This window comes from Streptomyces sp. NPDC030296 (genome assembly GCF_055572815.1).
On record NZ_JBVICQ010000004.1, the window covers coordinates 148,688 to 167,282 of the forward strand.

At 72.0% G+C, this 18,595-nt stretch carries 14 protein-coding genes; 9 read left to right on the top strand and 5 right to left on the bottom strand.

The genetic code is table 11. The features are described from left to right. Positions 1 to 32: 32 nt before the first annotated feature. Entirely contained in the window at positions 33 to 812 is a 780-nt protein-coding gene (locus ACZ4Z3_RS12630) for an exodeoxyribonuclease III (RefSeq protein ID WP_468500957.1), read from the top strand. Between the two features lie 19 nt (positions 813 to 831). On the opposite strand, the gene ACZ4Z3_RS12635 is transcribed toward ACZ4Z3_RS12630, so the two are convergent. Then, on the bottom strand, positions 832 to 2,592 hold the full coding sequence (locus ACZ4Z3_RS12635) for an SGNH/GDSL hydrolase family protein (protein ID WP_468500958.1): 1,761 nt from the start codon (positions 2,590 to 2,592) through the stop codon (positions 832 to 834). 165 nt (positions 2,593 to 2,757) lie between these two features. Here ACZ4Z3_RS12635 and ACZ4Z3_RS12640 point away from each other — a divergent pair, with 165 nt between their 5' ends. Together ACZ4Z3_RS12640 and ACZ4Z3_RS12645 are read left to right on the top strand one after the other, a co-directional pair. Continuing rightward, on the top strand, positions 2,758 to 3,222 hold the full coding sequence (locus tag ACZ4Z3_RS12640) for a DUF6278 family protein (RefSeq protein WP_468500959.1): 465 nt from the start codon (positions 2,758 to 2,760) through the stop codon (positions 3,220 to 3,222). 121 nt (positions 3,223 to 3,343) lie between these two features. After that, positions 3,344 to 4,087: an amino acid ABC transporter ATP-binding protein gene (locus ACZ4Z3_RS12645; protein ID WP_099968191.1), complete on the top strand. Its 744-nt coding sequence runs from the start codon at positions 3,344 to 3,346 to the stop codon at positions 4,085 to 4,087. Positions 4,088 to 4,243: 156 nt separating this feature from the next. On the opposite strand, the gene ACZ4Z3_RS12650 is transcribed toward ACZ4Z3_RS12645, so the two are convergent. Both ACZ4Z3_RS12650 and ACZ4Z3_RS12655 read right to left on the bottom strand, forming a co-directional pair. Then, positions 4,244 to 5,836, bottom strand: coding sequence for a CocE/NonD family hydrolase (locus ACZ4Z3_RS12650; protein WP_468500960.1), 1,593 nt, complete (start codon positions 5,834 to 5,836; stop codon positions 4,244 to 4,246). Between the two features lie 160 nt (positions 5,837 to 5,996). Continuing rightward, a complete protein-coding gene (locus ACZ4Z3_RS12655; RefSeq protein ID WP_468500961.1) occupies positions 5,997 to 6,752 on the bottom strand; it encodes a hypothetical protein in 756 nt (251 codons plus the stop codon). 218 nt (positions 6,753 to 6,970) lie between these two features. On the opposite strand from ACZ4Z3_RS12655, the gene ggt reads away from it, so the two are divergent. Beyond that, positions 6,971 to 8,779, top strand: coding sequence for a gamma-glutamyltransferase (ggt, locus tag ACZ4Z3_RS12660; protein WP_468500962.1), 1,809 nt, complete (start codon positions 6,971 to 6,973; stop codon positions 8,777 to 8,779). A 16-nt stretch (positions 8,780 to 8,795) separates the two neighbouring features. On the opposite strand, the gene ACZ4Z3_RS12665 is transcribed toward ggt, so the two are convergent. Further along, positions 8,796 to 11,378 carry an ATP-dependent Clp protease ATP-binding subunit gene (locus ACZ4Z3_RS12665; protein WP_468500963.1) on the bottom strand — a complete coding sequence of 861 codons (2,583 nt, stop codon included), beginning with the start codon at positions 11,376 to 11,378 and terminating at the stop codon, positions 8,796 to 8,798. Between the two features lie 191 nt (positions 11,379 to 11,569). Next, complete coding sequence (gene map, locus ACZ4Z3_RS12670) at positions 11,570 to 12,337, bottom strand: type I methionyl aminopeptidase (RefSeq protein WP_468500964.1); 768 nt, start codon at positions 12,335 to 12,337, stop codon at positions 11,570 to 11,572. Between the two features lie 73 nt (positions 12,338 to 12,410). Here map and ACZ4Z3_RS12675 point away from each other — a divergent pair, with 73 nt between their 5' ends. The 5 genes from ACZ4Z3_RS12675 to ACZ4Z3_RS12695 all read left to right on the top strand — a co-directional run bounded on the left by ACZ4Z3_RS12675 (position 12,411) and on the right by ACZ4Z3_RS12695 (position 18,472). Further along, positions 12,411 to 12,683: a helix-turn-helix domain-containing protein gene (locus ACZ4Z3_RS12675; RefSeq protein WP_099967648.1), complete on the top strand. Its 273-nt coding sequence runs from the start codon at positions 12,411 to 12,413 to the stop codon at positions 12,681 to 12,683. Positions 12,684 to 12,877: 194 nt separating this feature from the next. Continuing rightward, on the top strand, positions 12,878 to 14,476 hold the full coding sequence (locus tag ACZ4Z3_RS12680; protein WP_468500965.1) for a hypothetical protein: 1,599 nt from the start codon (positions 12,878 to 12,880) through the stop codon (positions 14,474 to 14,476). Positions 14,477 to 14,688: 212 nt separating this feature from the next. Beyond that, positions 14,689 to 15,531: a nitrilase-related carbon-nitrogen hydrolase gene (locus ACZ4Z3_RS12685; RefSeq protein ID WP_468500966.1), complete on the top strand. Its 843-nt coding sequence runs from the start codon at positions 14,689 to 14,691 to the stop codon at positions 15,529 to 15,531. A 61-nt stretch (positions 15,532 to 15,592) separates the two neighbouring features. After that, positions 15,593 to 16,879, top strand: a complete 1,287-nt coding sequence (locus ACZ4Z3_RS12690; protein WP_468500967.1) for an aspartate aminotransferase family protein — start codon at positions 15,593 to 15,595, stop codon at positions 16,877 to 16,879. A 30-nt stretch (positions 16,880 to 16,909) separates the two neighbouring features. Beyond that, positions 16,910 to 18,472 carry a PucR family transcriptional regulator gene (locus ACZ4Z3_RS12695; protein WP_468500968.1) on the top strand — a complete coding sequence of 521 codons (1,563 nt, stop codon included), beginning with the start codon at positions 16,910 to 16,912 and terminating at the stop codon, positions 18,470 to 18,472. Positions 18,473 to 18,595 lie beyond the last annotated feature (123 nt).

Genomic DNA, 18,595 nt, shown 5'->3' on the forward strand with positions numbered 1-18,595 from the left:
CGTTGTCGGACCCGCCCGGTAAGTTGTGGGGCATGCGTATCGCCACCTGGAACGTGAACTCGATCACTGCCCGCCTCCCGCGGCTCCTCGCCTGGCTGGAGACCAGCGGCACGGACGTGCTGTGCCTCCAGGAGGCCAAGATCGCCGAGGACGCCTTCCCCTTCGACGCGCTGCGCGAGCGGGGCTACGAGGCCGCGGTGCACGCCACCGGCCGGTGGAACGGCGTGGCGGTGATCTCCCGCGTCGGCCTGGAGGACGTCGTCAAGGGCCTGCCCGGCGACCCCGGCTACGACGGCTTGGTGGAGCCCCGCGCGATCTCCGCCACCTGCGGCCCGGTCCGCGTCTGGTCGGTGTACGTGCCGAACGGCCGCGAGGTCGACCACCCGCACTACGCGTACAAGCTCCAGTGGTTCGAGGCGCTCAAGGCCGCCGTCGCCGGTGACGCCGCAGGCAGCCGCCCCTTCGCCGTCATGGGCGACTACAACGTGGCCCCCACGGACGACGACGTGTTCGACGTCGCCGCCTTCGAGGGCGCCACCCATGTCACCCCCGCCGAGCGCGCCGCCCTCGCCTCCCTCCGCGAGGCCGGCCTCTCCGACATCGTCCCGCGCCCCCTCAAGTACGAGCACCCCTTCACGTACTGGGACTACCGCCAGCTGTGCTTCCCCAAGAACCGCGGCATGCGCATCGACCTGGTCTACGGCAACGAACCGTTCGGGAAGGCCGTGAAGGACGCGTACGTGGACCGCGAGGAGCGCAAGGGCAAGGGCGCCTCGGACCACGCGCCGGTGGTGGTGGACCTGGACGTGTAGCGGCCCCGCGGACCGCGCCTCAGAGCAGCCGCAGATCCACCGACTCGGCCAGCGCGGCGAGCCCCGCCTCGCCCGGATGCAGATGGTCCCCGCTGTCGTATGCGGGAAGCATCCGCGCCGGCCGGTCGGGGTCGCGCAGCACCCGGTCGAAGTCCAGCACCCCGTCGAACGTGTCGTTGCCGCGGATCCACTCGTTGATCGCGACACGGTGGGCGTCGGCGGCCGCCGTGCAGCGGGCCTCGCCCTCGCAGGGCGCGATCGTCGCCACCAGCATCCGCAGACCGCGTGCGTGGCCCCGGGCGGCGATCTCCCGCAGCCCGTCCACGACCTGGTCCGCCGTGCCGCCCCAGCGGACGTCGTTGACGCCCTGGAAGACGACGGCGGTACGGGCGGACGTCTGGGCGAGGACATCGCGGTCGAGGCGGTGGAGGGCGCTGACCCCGCCCGTGTCGGTTGAGACACCGTCGCCGGGATAGCGGTCGGTGACCACCCGGTTCGCGGAGATCCCCTGGTTGAGGACCCCGTAACGGGGGACCAGGCGCTGCTGTCGCAGCCGGTCCGCCAGGACGTCCGGCCAGCGGCGGTTCGCGCCCACCGTCGTCCGCTCCCCGTCGGTGATCGAGTCGCCGAGGAGGACGACCGACCCCGGCCCGCCTCCCACGTCGACGCCCGTGAGCAGCGGCCAGGTCGTGATCGTCGACGTGTAGGGCGCAGCCGACCCGTCCCCCGCGTGATCGCCCGGCTCGCTGACGTACGAGGTCTGCTGGGCCAGCCGGTGCACGGGCGCGGCCGGCACCACGCCGGGCAGATGGAAGCTGACCAGCAGATCCGTGTCCGGTGGCACCTCGAAGCCCAGCGGATCACTGAACGCCTGCGCGCCCGCCGGGATCTCGGTGCCCGCCCGGCCCCCGAACGCCAGCGGAACCGGAGTCCCGAGGGCGGCGGCCCCCTCCGCCCGCAGGGCCACCGTCGCGCTGCCGACCCGCACGGGCGCCGACGCGAACGTGTTGTCGAGCCGGATCCGCACCCGGGGCCCGCCCGCCGAGGTGTGCACGACCAGCCGCAGGGTGCGGTCGGTCCACGGGCCGACGGCGGTGTAGCCCGAGGTGGAGGCCGCCCAACTGCCGGTCCAGCCCCGTGACTCGGGCCGCACCGACAGGGCGAACACATGCAGGTCCCGGTCGCGCGGCAGCGTCACGGAAGCCACCTGCCGGCCCCGTACCAGCGGCACGGTGACGACGTACAGCCGGGCCTTCTCGGCGAGTTGACCGCCGGGCGTGTTGATGTGGGGGAGGGCGACGGCCTTGGTGGCGAGCGGGCCGGTGCGCCAGTCGGGGGCGGTCAGCCGATACGAGGAGCGTGCGCCGCCGGTGTAGCGGACCGTCCCCGTGCCGCTCGCGTCGGCGCCGCCCGTCGCGGCGACCAGGAAGGCGAGGGCGTCACCCCGGCCCCGTGCCCGCACGGACTGGCCGTCGGCCCGTACGTTGTCCGCCTCGCCCGGGGCACGGTCCGGCCAGGTCAGGCGGGCGCCCTGGACGGTCAGTGCGCCGCCCGGAGTCCAGCCCGCCGCCGTCAGGTCCCGTGCCGAGAGCGAACCGCCCGAGCCGTCGAAGTCGGCCTCACCGGGCCGGGCGTCGTCACTGACCGCCCGGTTGTCGAACAGCCGTGCAAGCGGGACCGGTTCGCCCGCCCCGCCGGTGGCGGCACGGGCCGACGCGACGGGGGCGACCCCCGCCAACAGGCCCAGTACGACAGCCGTTCCCCAGACGCGTCGGCGCACGCGCGACCCTCCCGTTCCCCTGATGACGACGGATGCGCCACGAAACTAAAGAGGCGTCAGGGACCCGTCAATGAGGCAGGCGCGAACCGGGCGCGAACTCCGGGCGAACAGGCGATCTCCGCGCGCCTGTGGTGCGAAGGGCGGTGCGAATGACACGCTGACCGCATGAACATCCCTTTCCTGGGCAACTGGCGCAAGAAGCGTGGTCCCGCCCTGGGAGTCGCGGTGATATCCGCCGACGAGAACGAGGGGGACGACAACGGTCAGGAACGCCACGAGCGCATCGCCGGACTCCTCTCCGAATGCGAGCTGCTGCGCGCGCAGGCCCAGCAGGCAGGGGTCGAACTCGACGACTCGGCGGACTCGTTGGAGGCGCTCGACCAGCTGGTGCCGCGCTGGCGCGACGACGAGGAGACCGCCACCTGGCTGGGCAACGACGCCGGGCTCTACCTCGGAACCGTCGTCGTCCGCACCGTTCCGGGCGCCCGCTGGGAGATCTGGCCCAATGGACAACCCGTGGTGCGGCTGGCCTCCGGACGGGAGATCCACGTGGTCGAGGCCGGACACGAATGGGCCGACAACGGAGCACCGGAGCTGTCGCAGCTGTACGCCGAGATCGCGGAGGGGTGAGCGTTCCTGACAATACGGCTAATCCCCGACGGTGCGTGTCGCGTGTGGAGCCACCTCGCGTGCGGATAGTTTGCGGCACCTGCGACACGACACGGCCGAGAGCGAACAGGGCGGGCAGGGCATGGCTGTCGATCCGCTGATCGAACTGCATGGTGTGAACAAGTACTTCGGGGAGCTGCATGTCCTCCAGGACATCGAGCTCACCGTCGGCAGGGGGGAGGTGGTCGTGGTCATCGGCCCCTCGGGGTCGGGGAAGTCGACGCTCTGCCGGGCCATCAACCGGCTGGAGGCCATCCACTCCGGGGAGATCCTGCTCGACGGGCAGCCGCTGCCCGCGGAGGGCAAGGCCCTCGCGGCGCTCCGCGCGGACGTGGGCATGGTCTTCCAGTCCTTCAACCTCTTCGCGCACAAGACGGTCCTGCAGAACGTGTCGCTGGGTCAGGTGAAGGTCCGGAAAAGGAAGAAGGAGGACGCCGACGAGCGCTCCCGCGCCCTCCTCGACCGGGTCGGCCTGGCCGATCAGGCGCCGAAGTACCCGGCACAGCTCTCGGGCGGCCAGCAGCAGCGTGTGGCGATCGCGCGGGCGCTGGCGATGGAACCGAAGGTCATGCTCTTCGACGAGCCCACCTCCGCCCTCGACCCCGAGATGATCAACGAAGTCCTCGAAGTCATGCAGCAGTTGGCGCGTGAGGGGATGACCATGGTGGTCGTCACCCACGAGATGGGCTTCGCCCGTTCCGCCGCCAACCGTGTCGTCTTCATGTCCGACGGGCGCATCGTCGAGGACCGCACGCCCGACGAGTTCTTCACGAATCCGAACAGCGACCGCGCCAAGGACTTCCTCTCCAAGATCCTCAAGCACTGACCGCCGCCGCTGGACCGGGCGCGGGCCTCGACTACGATGAGCGGTTCCTCCACTTGGGGGTGACGAGGCCGAGGACTCCATCCCGGTCGCACAAGGGGACGCTGCTGCCAGGCGCGCAGTAGCCAGGGGCCAGGCCCGCCCGGCGGCAGCCGGAGATCACTGCTCGCGCAGCGGGATCGACACGTACGACGGGTCGTTCGGCGGCGAGGAGAAGGTCAGCTGCGCGCCGGACGGGTTGTGCTCGATGTAGAGCGGGTCGACCGTGTCGACGACCAGGGCGAGACGGTGGCCCGCCGGAACGTCGTAGGCCGTGGAGAACAACTCCAGGTCCACGCCGAACGGCTTGCCGGGCGTCTCGCCGTGGAAGGTGTACGGCGCGTGGCTGACCAGCTTGCCGAGGCCGAGCGGGCCCACGTCGTACAGATAGGCGACGAGGGTGCCGCTCTCCTTGGTGGCCGTCACCGTGGTGTGCAGTTTCGCGGTGCCCCGCACCTGCTGCGTCGTCCGGTACTTCTCCGACTGCCACACGGCCGCCCAGCGGCGCGGAAGCAGGGGCATGGAGGCCACGGGCGGCAGTTGGACGACCTGGTCGAGGACGCTGGACAGGAAGACCACCCCGCCGTTCGCGCCCGAGTCGACGTTCGCGTGGATCGTGGTGCCACTCGCGAGGGCGATCTTCTTGCGGGTGGCGGTGACCGACTTCCAGTCCGGATAGCCCTCGAAGGCGCCGCCGGTACGGGACTTCAGCCGCACGGGTTGCTCGGCGTCGATGCCGTTGGCCTGGCCCCGAAGATAGTGGTCGAACCACCGCCGGGTGTCCGTCCACACGTCGTTGGGCAGCCCGAACAGGCCCGTCAGCTCGGTGGTGGCGTGGTCGCCGGGCCGCAGTTCCAGGCGCTTGGGGCCGGTGAGCTTCTCGTAGAAGTCGGCGTACTGGTTGGGCGGGAAGATCGAGTCGCCCCAGCCGTTGGCGAGCATGACGGCTGTGCCGTTGGTGTTGAGGGCGTCCACATATGTCTCGGGGGAACGTTTCTTCCCCCACTCGATCATGTCCTGTTCCTTGGTCAGGTCGGACGCGTAGAGGTTCTTGAAGATCTCCTGGAGCTCGGGGCTCTGACGCCCCGTGATCCGGCCGGCGCCGTCGAGCACCCCCGCCGCCTGGAGGTGCTGGGTGCGCCCGGAGTAGATGGAGTCGATGAGGTCGGCCCAGCCGCTGAGCGCGGCGACCGCCTTGACCCGCTTGTCGTGCGCTGCGGTGAGCAGGCTGATGCCCGCGCCGTACGACAGCCCGGCCATGCCTACGCGGCGCGCGTCGGCCGGGGTGTGGGCGAGTGCCCAGTCGATGACCTTCGAGGCGTCGGCTATGTCCGGTGGCCCGGCGACTTCTATGTACCCGCCGGACTCCCAGAAGCCCCGTACGTTGTAACTGACCACGACGTAACCGGCCTTGGCGAGCTGCTGCGCCTGGGCCAGGTACTCGACCTGCGGCAGCCCCCAGCTCGTGGGGAGCACGAGCAGCGGGTAGCTGCGGGAGGCGTCGGCGGGGGCGACGACATTGGCCTTGAGGACCGTGCCGTCGGCACCCGTGATGTCGACGAAGCGGGTGGTGGGGGAGTCCGCCGAGGCCGCCTGGGCGGTGGGGGCGAGTCCGAGGGCCGTACCGGCGACCAGGGTGGCCGACACGGCCCCCACGGTCGTCGTGCGCAGGGCCTTCGCCGTGCGCGATGTGGTGCCGTGCGGGTGTCTCACGGGTCGCTCCTCACTCGTGTCAGTGCAAAGTGACCCGACGGTAACCGCCGCGGCTTACCAGAGGTAACTCCTCGGTAAGTTACGTGACGGTAACAGTTGGCGTGAACGCGTCGGCGGGGCTCGCCCGTCCCGTTCTGCGAGCCTGTCCTGCGAACCTGCCCTACGAGGCCCGGTGCGTGGCCTTGGCGGGGAGCGCCGCCGGTGGGGTCTGAGCGGCGCGGGTGACGTCCGCGACCAGTTCGACGACATCGGGGCCGTACGCCTGGGAGTTGATGACCTTCAGCAGGAGGACGAAGCTGCCGGTGCCGTACTTGCGGTGGAGCCGCTCGTGGTGGCGGGCGAGGTAACGGGTGGCCGCCTGGTTGGTGATGGCCCGCTGGCCGCAGAACAGGAAGACGGGCCGGGCCTGGTGGGGCTGGCCCGTGGTGAGCCGGGCCAGCAGGACGTGCTCGGTGACACCGGGCTCCAGTCGGTAGGTGTCGTCGCCGACCAGGAAGGCCGCCCGGTCGGGGCCGGGCTCGGGATCGGTGTTGAAACGTATGCCCGGCAGCATGGCCCCGATGTGCGCGGCCATCCGGCGGTTGGAGACGGGCCCGCCCACACAGAACTCGGTGCGTTCGCCGAAGCCCTGCTGGGCCGCGTCCTGGGTGATCATCTGGGCGTGCGCACCGCAGTCCTTGATCAGGGCGGAAAGCTCCAGCAGCGCGAACACGTCGAAGCGGTGCACCGCCATGTCCGCGCTGGACGGATCGCGGTTGACCACCAGCAGAGACTCGGAGTTCTCGGGCAGCCCGAAGAACGCCTGCTTGCGGCGGAGCTTGCGCTTCCACAGGTAGGTCCGGACGAACCAGCCCAGCGAGGCACTGATGCCCGCCGCGATCACGCCGAGGACGATATTGCGCACGTCGTCATTCATGGCCGCGCATGGTAGCGGGCGCGACCGAACACTGTCCGAATCCGTGTCCGATTCCTTGACCGGCTCCACCCGGCCGCCCGCTCGGTCACCTGTGCGGATCCTCCCGTACGACGTCCCGTCGCGGGCGAATGAAGGGGCGGCCAGTTGGCCGAGACGCCGCTGACGGCGGGACGGCGGCCACGTTAGTCTGCGCGAACGGTCGTTGACTGGAGGTACGGATGCGTCTGCGTCGCCCTGTCGCGCGGAAACTGACGGTTCTTGCGGCGGTGTCCGCCGTGGTGTCGGTGGGGGCGGCGGCGCCGCCGACGTCCGCCGCGACGGAGCCCGTCGAGAAGGTGCCGGTCGCCGTCGGTTACGGCGGTGCCGTCGCGAGCGTCGACCCCGACGCCTCGGCCGCCGGGATCGAGGTCCTCAGGAAGGGCGGCAACGCCGTGGACGCGGCCGTCGCGACCGCCGCCGCCCTCGGCGTCACCGAGCCGTACTCGGCGGGCATCGGTGGAGGCGGCTACTTCGTCTACTACGACGCCGCGAGCCGCGAGGTGCACACCGTCGACGGCCGTGAGACGGCGCCGCTCAGCGCCGACGAGAGCCTCTTCCTGGAGAACGGCACGCCCATCCCGTTCGCCGAGGCCGTGACGAGCGGACTGAGCGTCGGCACGCCGGGCACGCCCGCCACCTGGCGGACCGCGCTGCGCAACTGGGGCAGCAAGCCGCTCGCCAAGCTGCTCAGGCCCGCCGAGAGGCTCGCCCGCGACGGCTTCACCGTCGACGCCACCTTCCGCGCTCAGACCGCCGCCAACGAGGCCCGGTTCCGCAACTTCCCCGCGACGGCCGACCTCTATCTGCCCGGCGGACAACTGCCCGTGGTCGGCTCGACGCTGAAGAACCCCGATCTGGCCCGCACCTACGCCGAGTTGGGCCGCGAGGGCGTCGGGGCGCTCTACAAGGGCGACATCGCCCGGGACATCGTCGCCACCGTCAACAAGCCGCCCGTCGACCCCGCGTCGGGCTACAACGCCCGCCCCGGCGACCTGACCACCGCCGACCTCGCCGCCTACCGCACCAAGAACCAGGCGCCCACCAAGGCGTCGTACCGCGGACTCGACGTGTACGGCATGGCTCCCTCCTCCTCCGGAGGCACCACCGTCGCCGAGGCGCTCAACATCCTGGAGCGGACCGACCTGTCGAAGGCGAGCGACGTCCAGTACCTGCACCACCTCATCGAGGCGAGCCGTGTGTCGTTCGCCGACCGGGGCCGCTGGGTGGGCGACCCCGCCTTCGAGGACGTACCGACGAAGGAACTGCTGTCGCAGCGGTACGCCGACTCCCGCGGCTGCCTGATCAAGGACGACGCGGTGCTCACCAGCCCCGTCGCCCCCGGCGACCCGCGCCACCCGGCGGCCTGCCCCACGGGCGGCACCGCCGCGCCCACGACGTACGAGGGCGACAGCACGACCCACCTCACCGTCGCCGACAGGTGGGGCAACGTCGTCTCCTACACCCTCACCATCGAGCAGACCGGCGGCAGCGGCATCACCGTGCCCGGCCGTGGCTTCCTGCTCAACAACGAGCTGACGGACTTCTCCTTCACCCCCGCCAACCCGGCCGTGCACGACCCGAACCTGCCGGGGCCGGGCAAGCGGCCGCGCTCGTCCATGTCACCGACGATCGTGCTCGACAAGCACGGCAGGCCCGTGGTGGCGCTCGGCTCGCCCGGCGGCGCGACCATCATCACCACCGTGCTGCAGACCCTGACCGGGTTCCTCGACCGGGGCCTGCCGCTGGTCGACGCCATCGCCGCGCCCCGCGCCAGCCAGCGCAACCAGACCACCACCGAACTCGAACCGGGCCTGTGGAACAGCCCCCTGAAGGGAAAGCTCGAAGCCATCGGGCACGCCTTCCGGCAGAACCCCGAGATCGGCGCGGTCGCCGGTGTCCAGCGACTGCCCAACGGCAAGTGGCTGGCCGCCGCCGAGACGGTACGCCGCGGCGGCGGCTCGGCCATGGTGGTGCACCCGACGCACTAGTCCGCGTCAGCCCACCTCAGCCCACGTCTGATCCCTCCGGAGCGGGCGGCGTCGTCGTGCGGAAGGCGAGCCGCCCGTCCTCCGTCTCCACCCGCACCCGGCTGCCGGACGGCAGCCGGCTGTCGAGGAGCAACCGGGACAGGGGGTTGTCGACCTCCCGCTGGATAGTGCGGCGCAGCGGCCGGGCCCCGTACTCGGGCTGGTGGCCGTGGCGGGCGAGCCAGTCGACGGCCTCGTCGGTGAACTCGATGCCGATGCCCCGCGCGTGCAGCCGCTCCCGGGTCCGTTCGAGCAACAGGTCCGTGATGCGCCGTAGTTGCTCTGCCGTGAGCTGCCGGAACACGACGATCTCGTCGACGCGGTTGAGGAACTCGGGCCGGAAGTGCTCCCGCAGCGGCCTGAGGATCCGCTCACGCCGGTCCTCCTCGGCCGCCTCGGCACCGCCCGCCCCGAAGCCCAGCCCGGCCCCGCGGCGCGTGATCGCGTCCGAGCCCAGATTGCTCGTCATGACGATCACCGTGTGGGTGAAGTCGACCGTGCGGCCCTGGGAGTCGGTGAGCCGGCCGTCGTCGAGGACCTGGAGCAGGACGTTGAACACATCCGGGTGGGCCTTCTCCACCTCGTCCAGCAACAGCAGCGCGTACGGGTGCCGCCGTACGGTCTCGGTGAGCTGACCGGCCTCCTCGTGGCCCACATAACCGGGCGGCGCGCCCACCAGCCGGCTGACCGTGTGCCGCTCCTGGTACTCGCTCATGTCGAGGCGGACCATCCGGTCCTCGCTGCCGAAGAGGGCCTCCGCCAGCGCCCTGGCCAGCTCCGTCTTACCGACGCCGGTCGGGCCGAGGAAGAGGAAGCTGCCGATGGGCCGGTCGGGGCTGGCCAGCCCGGCGCGCGAGCGCAGCACCGCGTCGGCGACGACGCCCACCGCCTCGTCCTGCCCGACGACCCGCTGGTGCAGATGCTCCTCCAGCCCGAGCAGCCGTTCCTTCTCCTCCTGGGTGAGGCTGCTGACCGGGATGCCGGTCTGCCGGGACACCACCTCGGCGATGTCCTCGGCGGTGACCCCCAGGCTCTGCCCGTCGTCGGCCAGGTCGCTCTCACGGCCCTCGGCGACCCGCTCGTTCAACTCGGCGATCCGGTCGCGCAACCGCGTCGCCTGCTCGTACTGCTCACTCGCGACCGCCTGGTCCTTGTCACGGGTCAGCTGCTCGATCTCCCGCTCCAGAACCCGCAGATCCGTGCCCTTCGTGCGGGAACGCAGCCGCACCCGGGCGCCCGCCTGGTCCATCAGGTCGATGGCCTTGTCGGGCAGCCGCCGGTCGGTGAGGTACCGGTCGGACAGGTCCACGGCCGCCGCCAGCGCCTCGTCGGTGTAGCGGACCTGGTGGTGGGCCTCGTACCGGTCGCGCAGCCCACGCAGGATCTCCAGCGCGTCGGCGGCGGACGGCTCGGAGACCAGCACCGGCTGGAACCGGCGGGCCAGCGCCGCGTCCTTCTCGATCCTGCGGTACTCCTCCAGGGTCGTCGCGCCCACGATGTTCAGCTCGCCGCGCGCCAGCGCCGGCTTGAGGATGTTGCCCGCGTCCATCGCGCCGCTCTCGCCGGAACCGGCGCCCACGACGGTGTGCAGCTCGTCGATGAAGACGACCAGCTCCTCGGAGTGCGTCCGTATCTCGTCGACGATGGTGGTCAGCCGCTCCTCGAAGTCGCCCCGGTAGCGGGTACCGGCGACCACCCCCGACAGGTCCAGGGCGACCACGCGGCGCCCGGCCAGCACATCGGGCACGTCGCCCTCGGCGACGCGCTGCGCCAGCCCCTCCACGATCGCCGTCTTGCCGACGCCCGCCTCGCCGATGAGGACCGGGTTGTTCTTGCCCCGCCGCGACAGCACCTCGACGGTCTGCTCGATCTCCTCGTCCCGCCCGATCACCGGATCGATACGGCCCTGGCGCGCCTGCTCGGTCAGATCGCGCCCGTACTTGTCGAGGGTCGGCGTGGCCGCGCGGCGCGGCAGCTCCGACTGCGGGTACAGGGGACGCGGCAGTCCGGGCTGGGTGCCGTTCGGCGGTGGCTCGGACGCCTCGGGCGGCAGCGACGCGGCCGACAGGCGCGCGGCGTTCAGGATGTGCCCGGCGGCCGAGTCCGGGTTGCCGGCGAGGGCGCTCAGGACGTGTTCGGGGCCGATGTAACCGGAGCCGGCGGCACGGGCCAGCTCATGGGCGTCCAGCAGGGCCCGTTTGACCGCCGGCGTCAGGGCGAGTGACGCGGGCGCCGGCCCCTGGCCGGGTTTGTGCCGGGCCGGGCCCGACCGCTCGTCGATCTCCCCGGCGAGCGCGTCCGGATCGGCGCCCGCGCGGGCCACCAGACTCCGGGTCGGCTCGGCGGTGAGCGCGGCGCGCAGCAGATGCTGGGTGTCCAGGTCGCTGCTGCCGTGCTGCGCCGCGTACGCCGCCGCGTCCGCCACCAACTGCCGGGCCTGGCCGCTCATCAGTCGCCCGATCTCGATGCGCTGGGGGCGGGGTCCGCCGAAGAAGCGTGCGAAGAACTCACTGAAGGGGTCCGGACCGTAGCCCTCGGGCCCCGGGAATCCGCTGTTCATTGGCACGCGAGTGCCCTGTCGCTGCGCGGCTACACCCGGGGGCGTCGTCGGGGTGGGCGTGCGTGGGCGGGTGCGGGTTCGTTGTGGTTGCTCGCGCAGTTCCCCGCGCCCCTGAAAAGCGACCGGGGCTGCGCCCCGTGCTTTTCCTCGCCCACCCGCACCCGGCATCGCACCGGTGGGCCCGTGGCGCTCTACCGTGCGGTCAGCACCCTCGGCCCCGCGTCCGTGATGGCCACCGTGTGTTCCACGTGGGCCGCGCGGGAACCGTCGTCCGTGCGCAGGGTCCAGCCGTCCGGGGCCGCGTGGTACCCGTCCTTGCCGCCGCCGGTCAGCATCGGCTCGATCGCGAGCACCAGGCCGTGCCGCAGCGGGAGCCCCCGTCCCGGCCGGCCCTCGTTCGGGACGGACGGGTCCTCGTGCATGTGGCGGCCGATGCCGTGGCCGCCGAAGCCGTCGGGGACGCCGTACCCGGCGGCACGGCACACCGAGCCGATGGCATGGGCGATGTCGCCGATGCGGTTGCCGACGACGGCGGCCTCGATGCCCGCCTCCAGCGCCCGCTCCGCGGTCTCGATCAGCCGCAGGTCGGCCGGGCGCGGCTCGCCCACGACGAAGCTGATCGCCGAGTCACCGGCCCAGCCGGCCAGATGGGCGCCGCAGTCGATGGAGACGAGGTCGCCGTCCCGGAGCCGGTAGGAGGTCGGGATGCCGTGCACGATCGCGTCGTTCACCGAGGCGCAGATCACCGCCGGGAACGGGGTCGGCGCGAACGAGGGCCGGTAACCGAGGAACGGCGACGTGGCGCCCGCCTCGCGCAGCACCTCGCGCGCCACCTCGTCCAGTTCGAGCAGGGACACACCCACGTCGGCGGCCTTCCGCACCGCGCTGAGCGCACGCCCCACGACCTGCCCGGCCTCGTACATCGCGTCCATGGACGCGTCCGTCTTCAGTTCCACCATGCCAATTACTATACCGGTCAACTTCCAATTCTAATACCGCTTCCCCGAGGGGGGTCGGTATTAGAATGGGCGCATGGTGCGCACCCCTCTGACCCCCGAAGAGCGCGAACGCGGCGAGCGGCTCGGCCGGTTGCTGCGGGAGGCCCGCGGCGGTCGCAGCATGGCGGAGATCGCCGCCGGCGCGGGCATCTCCGCGGAGACGCTCCGCAAGATCGAGACCGGCCGCGCCCCCACCCCGGCCTTCTTCACGATCGCCGCCCTGGCCCGCACGCTCGGCCTCTCCATGGACGAGCTCGCCGGACGCTGCACACCGCTGGAGGCCGCGCCGCCGGCGGCGGTGGCCTGAGCGGGCGGAGGGGCGCCCTCCGTACGGGAACTGGCCGGAGCCCGTCGTCGCATGGCCTGAATCCCTTGCGCACAGCCGCCGGATCGGCCCGCACAGGACACTGCGTCCGGGCCGAAAACTCGGCGTAGCCCTCCTGTAACACGGCTGGTGTTTTCTGGCGGACCGGGGCACTCCAGTCTGCCGGGGAGCGTGGGATGGCTGTGGATCAACTCCCGGGCGAGGTCCGGGAGTTCGCTGGTTACCTGAACAAGCTGATGACGAAGTTGGACCAGGGCGGCGGTTGGTGCGCCGTCTTCTGGCGGCGCGACCCGGACGGCATGCGGGCCTGCCTCGACGGCCTGGAGGTTCCGCCGTGGGACGTCGTGGAAGCGCTCATGCACGACCTCCACACCGCGTACGGTCCCGCGGTCGCCGCCCAGGAGACCGAGCGGGCCCGCGCCCTGCACGGCGCCTCGCTCGCCGCGTACGACGCCCTGCCCGGCGGCCGGGACGCCCTCGGCGACCAGTTCGACGTCATGCTCCGCGAGCAGCGGTACGCCGCCGAGCGCACCGCCGAACTCAACCGCCGCCTCCGTACCGCCACCACCCGGGAGGAGGCCGAGTCCCTCCGTCTCGACCTGGCCTGGGCCCACGACGACCACGAACGGGCCACAGCCCGCTGCGCCGAACTGCGCGCCCGGATGGAGAACCTCGACCGTCGCGCCCCGCACCTGCCTGTGCGGGGCGCGACGCGCTTCCCGGACGACCCCGCCAGTGCCTTCTCCCGGGCGCCGGACGCGGAAGGGCGCGGGCAGGAGGCGGCGACACCCGGCGGCCGCACCGGCCGTACGTACACGGGCCCGGAGGGCGACGCCCACACGGTCGGCCGCGAGGCCCAGCTCCAGGCCCAGAGCCATGAGATCGCGTACGACGCCCGGACTGTCCACGCGGGCGTGCGCGACGTGCAGACGGTCCACGCGGGCGCGCACGACGCCCGCACCGCCCACGCGGGCGCGCACGACCCCCACGGCTCCGCGCCCGAGGCCGCCGCATCGGAGACCGAGGCGGTGGCGTCCAAGAAGCGGGCCAAGCGGCGTCCCCGGGGTGGAGCCCGCTTCGCCGGTGCCGTGGAGGCGGAGGAGGCGCCCGTCGTCGTGCCCGAGAGCGCGCCCGCGCAGGCGGCCGCGCCCCAGGCGCGTGCGCGCCGGGGCGCTCGCTACGCGGGGGTCGCCGAGGAGACCGTGCCGCCGCAGCGGACGGAGCGGCCGGCCCGGCAGGCCCTGGACGACCAGGCGCGGCGGGAGGTCGCCGGGACCGTCGAGCGGCTGCTGCGGCTGCGCAAGGAGGGGCGCAGCGGGGAGGCACACGCCCTGCTCGTGGAGGTCGCCCAGTGGCCCGCCGCCCGTTTCCCGCTGCTCGCGGCTGACATGCACCGGGCAGGACTGGGTGCCGACTGGGCGACCCTGCTGTGGGAGACCGCCTCGCTGCCCGTGGACCGGCTGGTCGCCGTCGTCGACGCCCTGAACGCCGTGGGGCGCGGCACCGACGGGGAGCAGATGCTGCGGCAGGGCATCGCGCGGCCCGCCGAGGAGATCGGCGAGGCGGTGCTCGGCCTCACCGAGGAGGGGCGCGAGCGACAGGCGCGTGCGCTGCTCGACGCGTATGTACGCACGCGTACGCCCGAGGAGGCGGCGCGCGTCGCGGAGGCGCACCCGCAGCGGCTGACCCGTATGGTCGTGGAAGCGGCCCGTGCCGTGTCGGAGGACCGCCACCGGGACGTGGCGCACGCCCTGCGCGTCGCCGGACTCGCCTGACGGCCCAACCGGGAGCCGCGACCGGCCCGCCGCGCGCGGACGCGGGGGCACAAGGAGGCGATCACCCACTGGAGTGCGAAACGTGATCGACTCGGCCGGTTAACGGCGATGGTCTTGCCCAGCCCGTCGGCGAGGCTTACTTTCAAGCCTCTACGGCCTGTTTCTACGGGCGTAGAGGCTCTCTGACTTTCCCGGTCGAAGGAGCAGCTGACATGGCCAACGTCGTACGAGCCGCCCTCGTCCAGGCGACCTGGACCGGCGACACCGAGTCCATGGTCGCCAAGCACGTCGAGCACGCCCGCGAGGCGGCCCGGCAGGGCGCCAAGGTGATCGGCTTCCAAGAGGTCTTCAACGCGCCGTACTTCTGCCAGGTGCAGGAGCCGGAGCACTACGCCTGGGCGGAACCCGTGCCCGACGGGCCGACCGTCACGCGGATGCGGGAGCTGGCCCGCGAGACCGGCATGGTGATCGTCGTCCCGGTCTTCGAGGTCGAGCAGTCCGGCTTCTACTACAACACCGCCGCCGTGATCGACTCCGACGGCACCTACCTCGGCAAGTACCGCAAGCACCACATCCCCCAGGTCAAGGGTTTCTGGGAGAAGTACTACTTCAAGCCCGGGAACCTCGGCTGGCCGGTCTTCGACACCGCCGTCGGCAAGGTCGGCGTCTACATCTGCTACGACCGCCACTTTCCGGAGGGCTGGCGCCAGCTCGGCCTGAACGGCGCCCAGCTCGTCTACAACCCCTCGGCCACGCACCGCGGCCTCTCGTCCCACCTGTGGCGGCTCGAACAGCCCGCGGCGGCCGTCGCCAACGAGTACTTCGTCGCCGCGATCAACCGCGTCGGCGTGGAGGAGTACGGCGACAACGACTTCTACGGCACCTCGTACTTCGTCGACCCGCGCGGCCAGTTCGTCGGCGACACCGCGAGCGACCAGGACGAGGAACTCGTCGTACGGGACCTCGACTTCGACCTGATCGAGAACGTACGCACGCAGTGGGCGTTCTATCGGGACCGCAGGCCGGACGCGTACGAAGGACTCGTACAGCCCTGACGTAGGCACGTACAGCCCTGACACGCCGCACCCGTACCGCAGTGAAAGGAGTGGTGCAGCCGTGACCGACGAACTGCTCGGCCGCCACAAGGCCGTGCTGCCCGACTGGCTCGCGCTCTACTACGCGGACCCCCTGGAGATCACCCACGGCGAGGGCCGCCACGTCTGGGACGCCGCCGGCAACAGGTACCTCGACTTCTTCGGCGGCATCCTCACCACGATGACGGCGCACGCGCTGCCCGAGGTCACCAAGGCGGTGAGCGAGCAGGCCGGGCGGATCATCCACTCCTCCACGCTCTACCTCAACCGGCCCATGGTGGAACTGGCCGAACGCATCGCCCAGATGTCCGGCATCCCCGACGCCCGGGTCTTCTTCACCACCTCCGGCACCGAGGCCAACGACACCGCCCTGCTGCTGGCGACGACGTACCGGCGGAGCAACCAGATCCTGGCGATGCGCAACAGCTACCACGGCCGCTCCTTCAGCGCGGTCGGCATCACCGGCAACAAGGGCTGGTCACCGACGTCGCTGTCCCCGCTCCAAACGCTGTACGTGCACGGCGGCGTCCGCACCCGAGGCCCCTACGCCGACCTGAGCGACGCCGACTTCATCGCGGCCTGCGTCGCCGACCTGGAGGACCTCCTTGGCCACGTCCGGCCGCCCGCCGCGCTGATCGCCGAGCCGATCCAGGGCGTCGGCGGCTTCACCTCACCGCCGGACGGCCTGTACGCGGCCTTCCGCGAGGTGCTCCAGCGGCACGGCGTGCTGTGGATCGCCGACGAGGTGCAGACCGGCTGGGGCCGCACCGGCGACAACTTCTGGGGCTGGCAGGCACACGGGCAGAACGGGCCGCCCGACATCCTGACCTTCGCCAAGGGCATCGGCAACGGCATGTCCATCGGCGGTGTCGTCGCCCGCTCCGAGGTCATGAACTGCCTCGACAGCAACTCCATCTCCACCTTCGGCGGCACCCAGATCACCATGGCCGCCGGCCTCGCCAACCTCAACTACCTGGTCGAGCACGACCTCCAGGGCAACGCGCGCCGCGTCGGCGGGCTGCTCATCGAGCGGCTCCGCGCGATCACGGCGCAGGTCCCGGAGGTGAAGGAGGTCCGCGGCCGGGGCCTGATGATCGGTGTCGAGCTGGTGAAGCCGGGCACCGAGGAGGCCAACCCGGACGCGGTCGCCGCCGTCCTCGAAGCCGCCCGCCGGGAGGGCCTGCTGATCGGCAAGGGCGGCGGCCACAACACCAGCGCCCTGCGCATCGCGCCCCCGCTCTCCCTCACCGTCGCCGAGGCGGAGGAGGGTGCCGACGCCCTCGAACGTGCTCTGAGGAGCATTCGGTAGCACCACCGGAGCAGATCTGAGGAACGCCCCATGACCACCGCCCTGGAACCCGCCCTGTCGGTACGCCAGGTCCTCACCCTGGACCGGGTCCTCGCCGGAGAGCCCGAGGTGGTGGCCGGGGCCGGCCAGCTCGACCGGCCCGTGCGCTGGGTGCATGTGGCCGAGGCCCCCGACGTGGGCGTCATGCTCACCGGCGGCGAGATGGTCCTCACCACCGGGGTCCTCCTGGCTGGCGACGAGGAGGCGCAGGCCGAGTACATCCGCTCCTTGCACCGAGCCGAGGCCGCGGCCGTCGTCCTCGGCCTCGGCCGCGCCTTCCCGACGCCGCCCGACGTGATGCGCCGGGCGGCGGAGCGCTGCGGACTGCCCATGGTGGTGCTGCACCGGCCGTTCCCCTTCGCCGAGTTGACGGAGGAGGTCCAGTCCCGGCTCGTCCGGCGGAAGTTCGCCGCCGTGAGCCTCTCCGAGGCCGTACGGACCGCGCTGACCGGCCTCATCACGGCCGGCGCCCCGCTGCAACGGCTGCTCGACGAGATCGCCCAGCACGCGGGCTGTCCGCTCGTCGTCACCAACCTCGCCCACCGCGTCCTCGCCACGGCGGGGGAGCGGCCCGCCGTCGACGACGTCCTGCGCGACTGGGAGCGCATCTCACGGCAGGCGGGCGGCACCGAGGGCGACGGCTGGATCCGCGCCGAACTGGGCGGACGCGGCGAGCGCTGGGGCCGGATCGTGCTGTGCGGCTACCGCGGGGACACCGCCACCGGGCGGCTCCTCGCCGACCGGGCCGCCGAGGCGCTCGTCCTGCACCGCATGCTCGGCGGGACCGCGCACAGCTGGGAGGAGCAGTCCGCGCAGAGCCTGCTGACCGACCTGGTCTCCGGTGTCGTACCGGCCCGGCAACTGCTGCCCAGGGCGCGGGCGGCCGGGCTGCCCGTCAACCGCCGGACGTTCGTGCCGCTCGTCGTACGCGACGGAGACCCGGCCCAACTCGACCGGGTGCTGCGGATGCTGGGGCTCTCCGGCCTCGTCGCCGAACTCGCCGAGGGCGCCACCGCCGTGCTGCTGAGCCTCGCCCGGGACCAGGACGCGCAGGCCCTCACCGCGCACTTCGCGACCCGGCTGCGCTCGGAGTCCGGGGTGCGCCGGACGGTCGTGGCGGCGGCCGAGCCGCGCATCACCTGGGAGGAGGTCCCGGCGGGACTGCGCGAAGCGCGGCACGTGGCCGACGCCGTAGCCCAGTCGGCGACCGGGCTCGACCTGCCCGCCGTCGTACGGCTGCGCGACGTCCATCTGCGCGGCCTGATCCGGTTGCTGAGGGACGACCCGCACGTCCAGGCCTTCGCCGAGCGGGAGCTGGACGGGCTGCTGTGCGGCGACCGCCACGCCGAGCAGGATCTGCTGCCGGTCCTGCGGACGTATCTCGCCACCGGCCGCAACAAGTCGCACACCGCCCAGCTGCACCACGTCAGCCGGCCCGCCCTGTACCGCCGTCTCGAAGCCATAGAGGCCCGGCTGGGCGTCGACCTCGACGACTTCGAGCAGGCCGCGTCCGTGCACATCGCCCTCCTCGCGCACGACGCGCAACAGGGCTGAAACATGCCGGGACCTGGGAAAACGGCGGTGAAACATGCGTCCACGAAGAGGTGACACGGTGGAACGCCGAGCGGCTCCAGACGTGACACCGTGCAACTCAAACCCGACCTTCGGGCTTCCTAG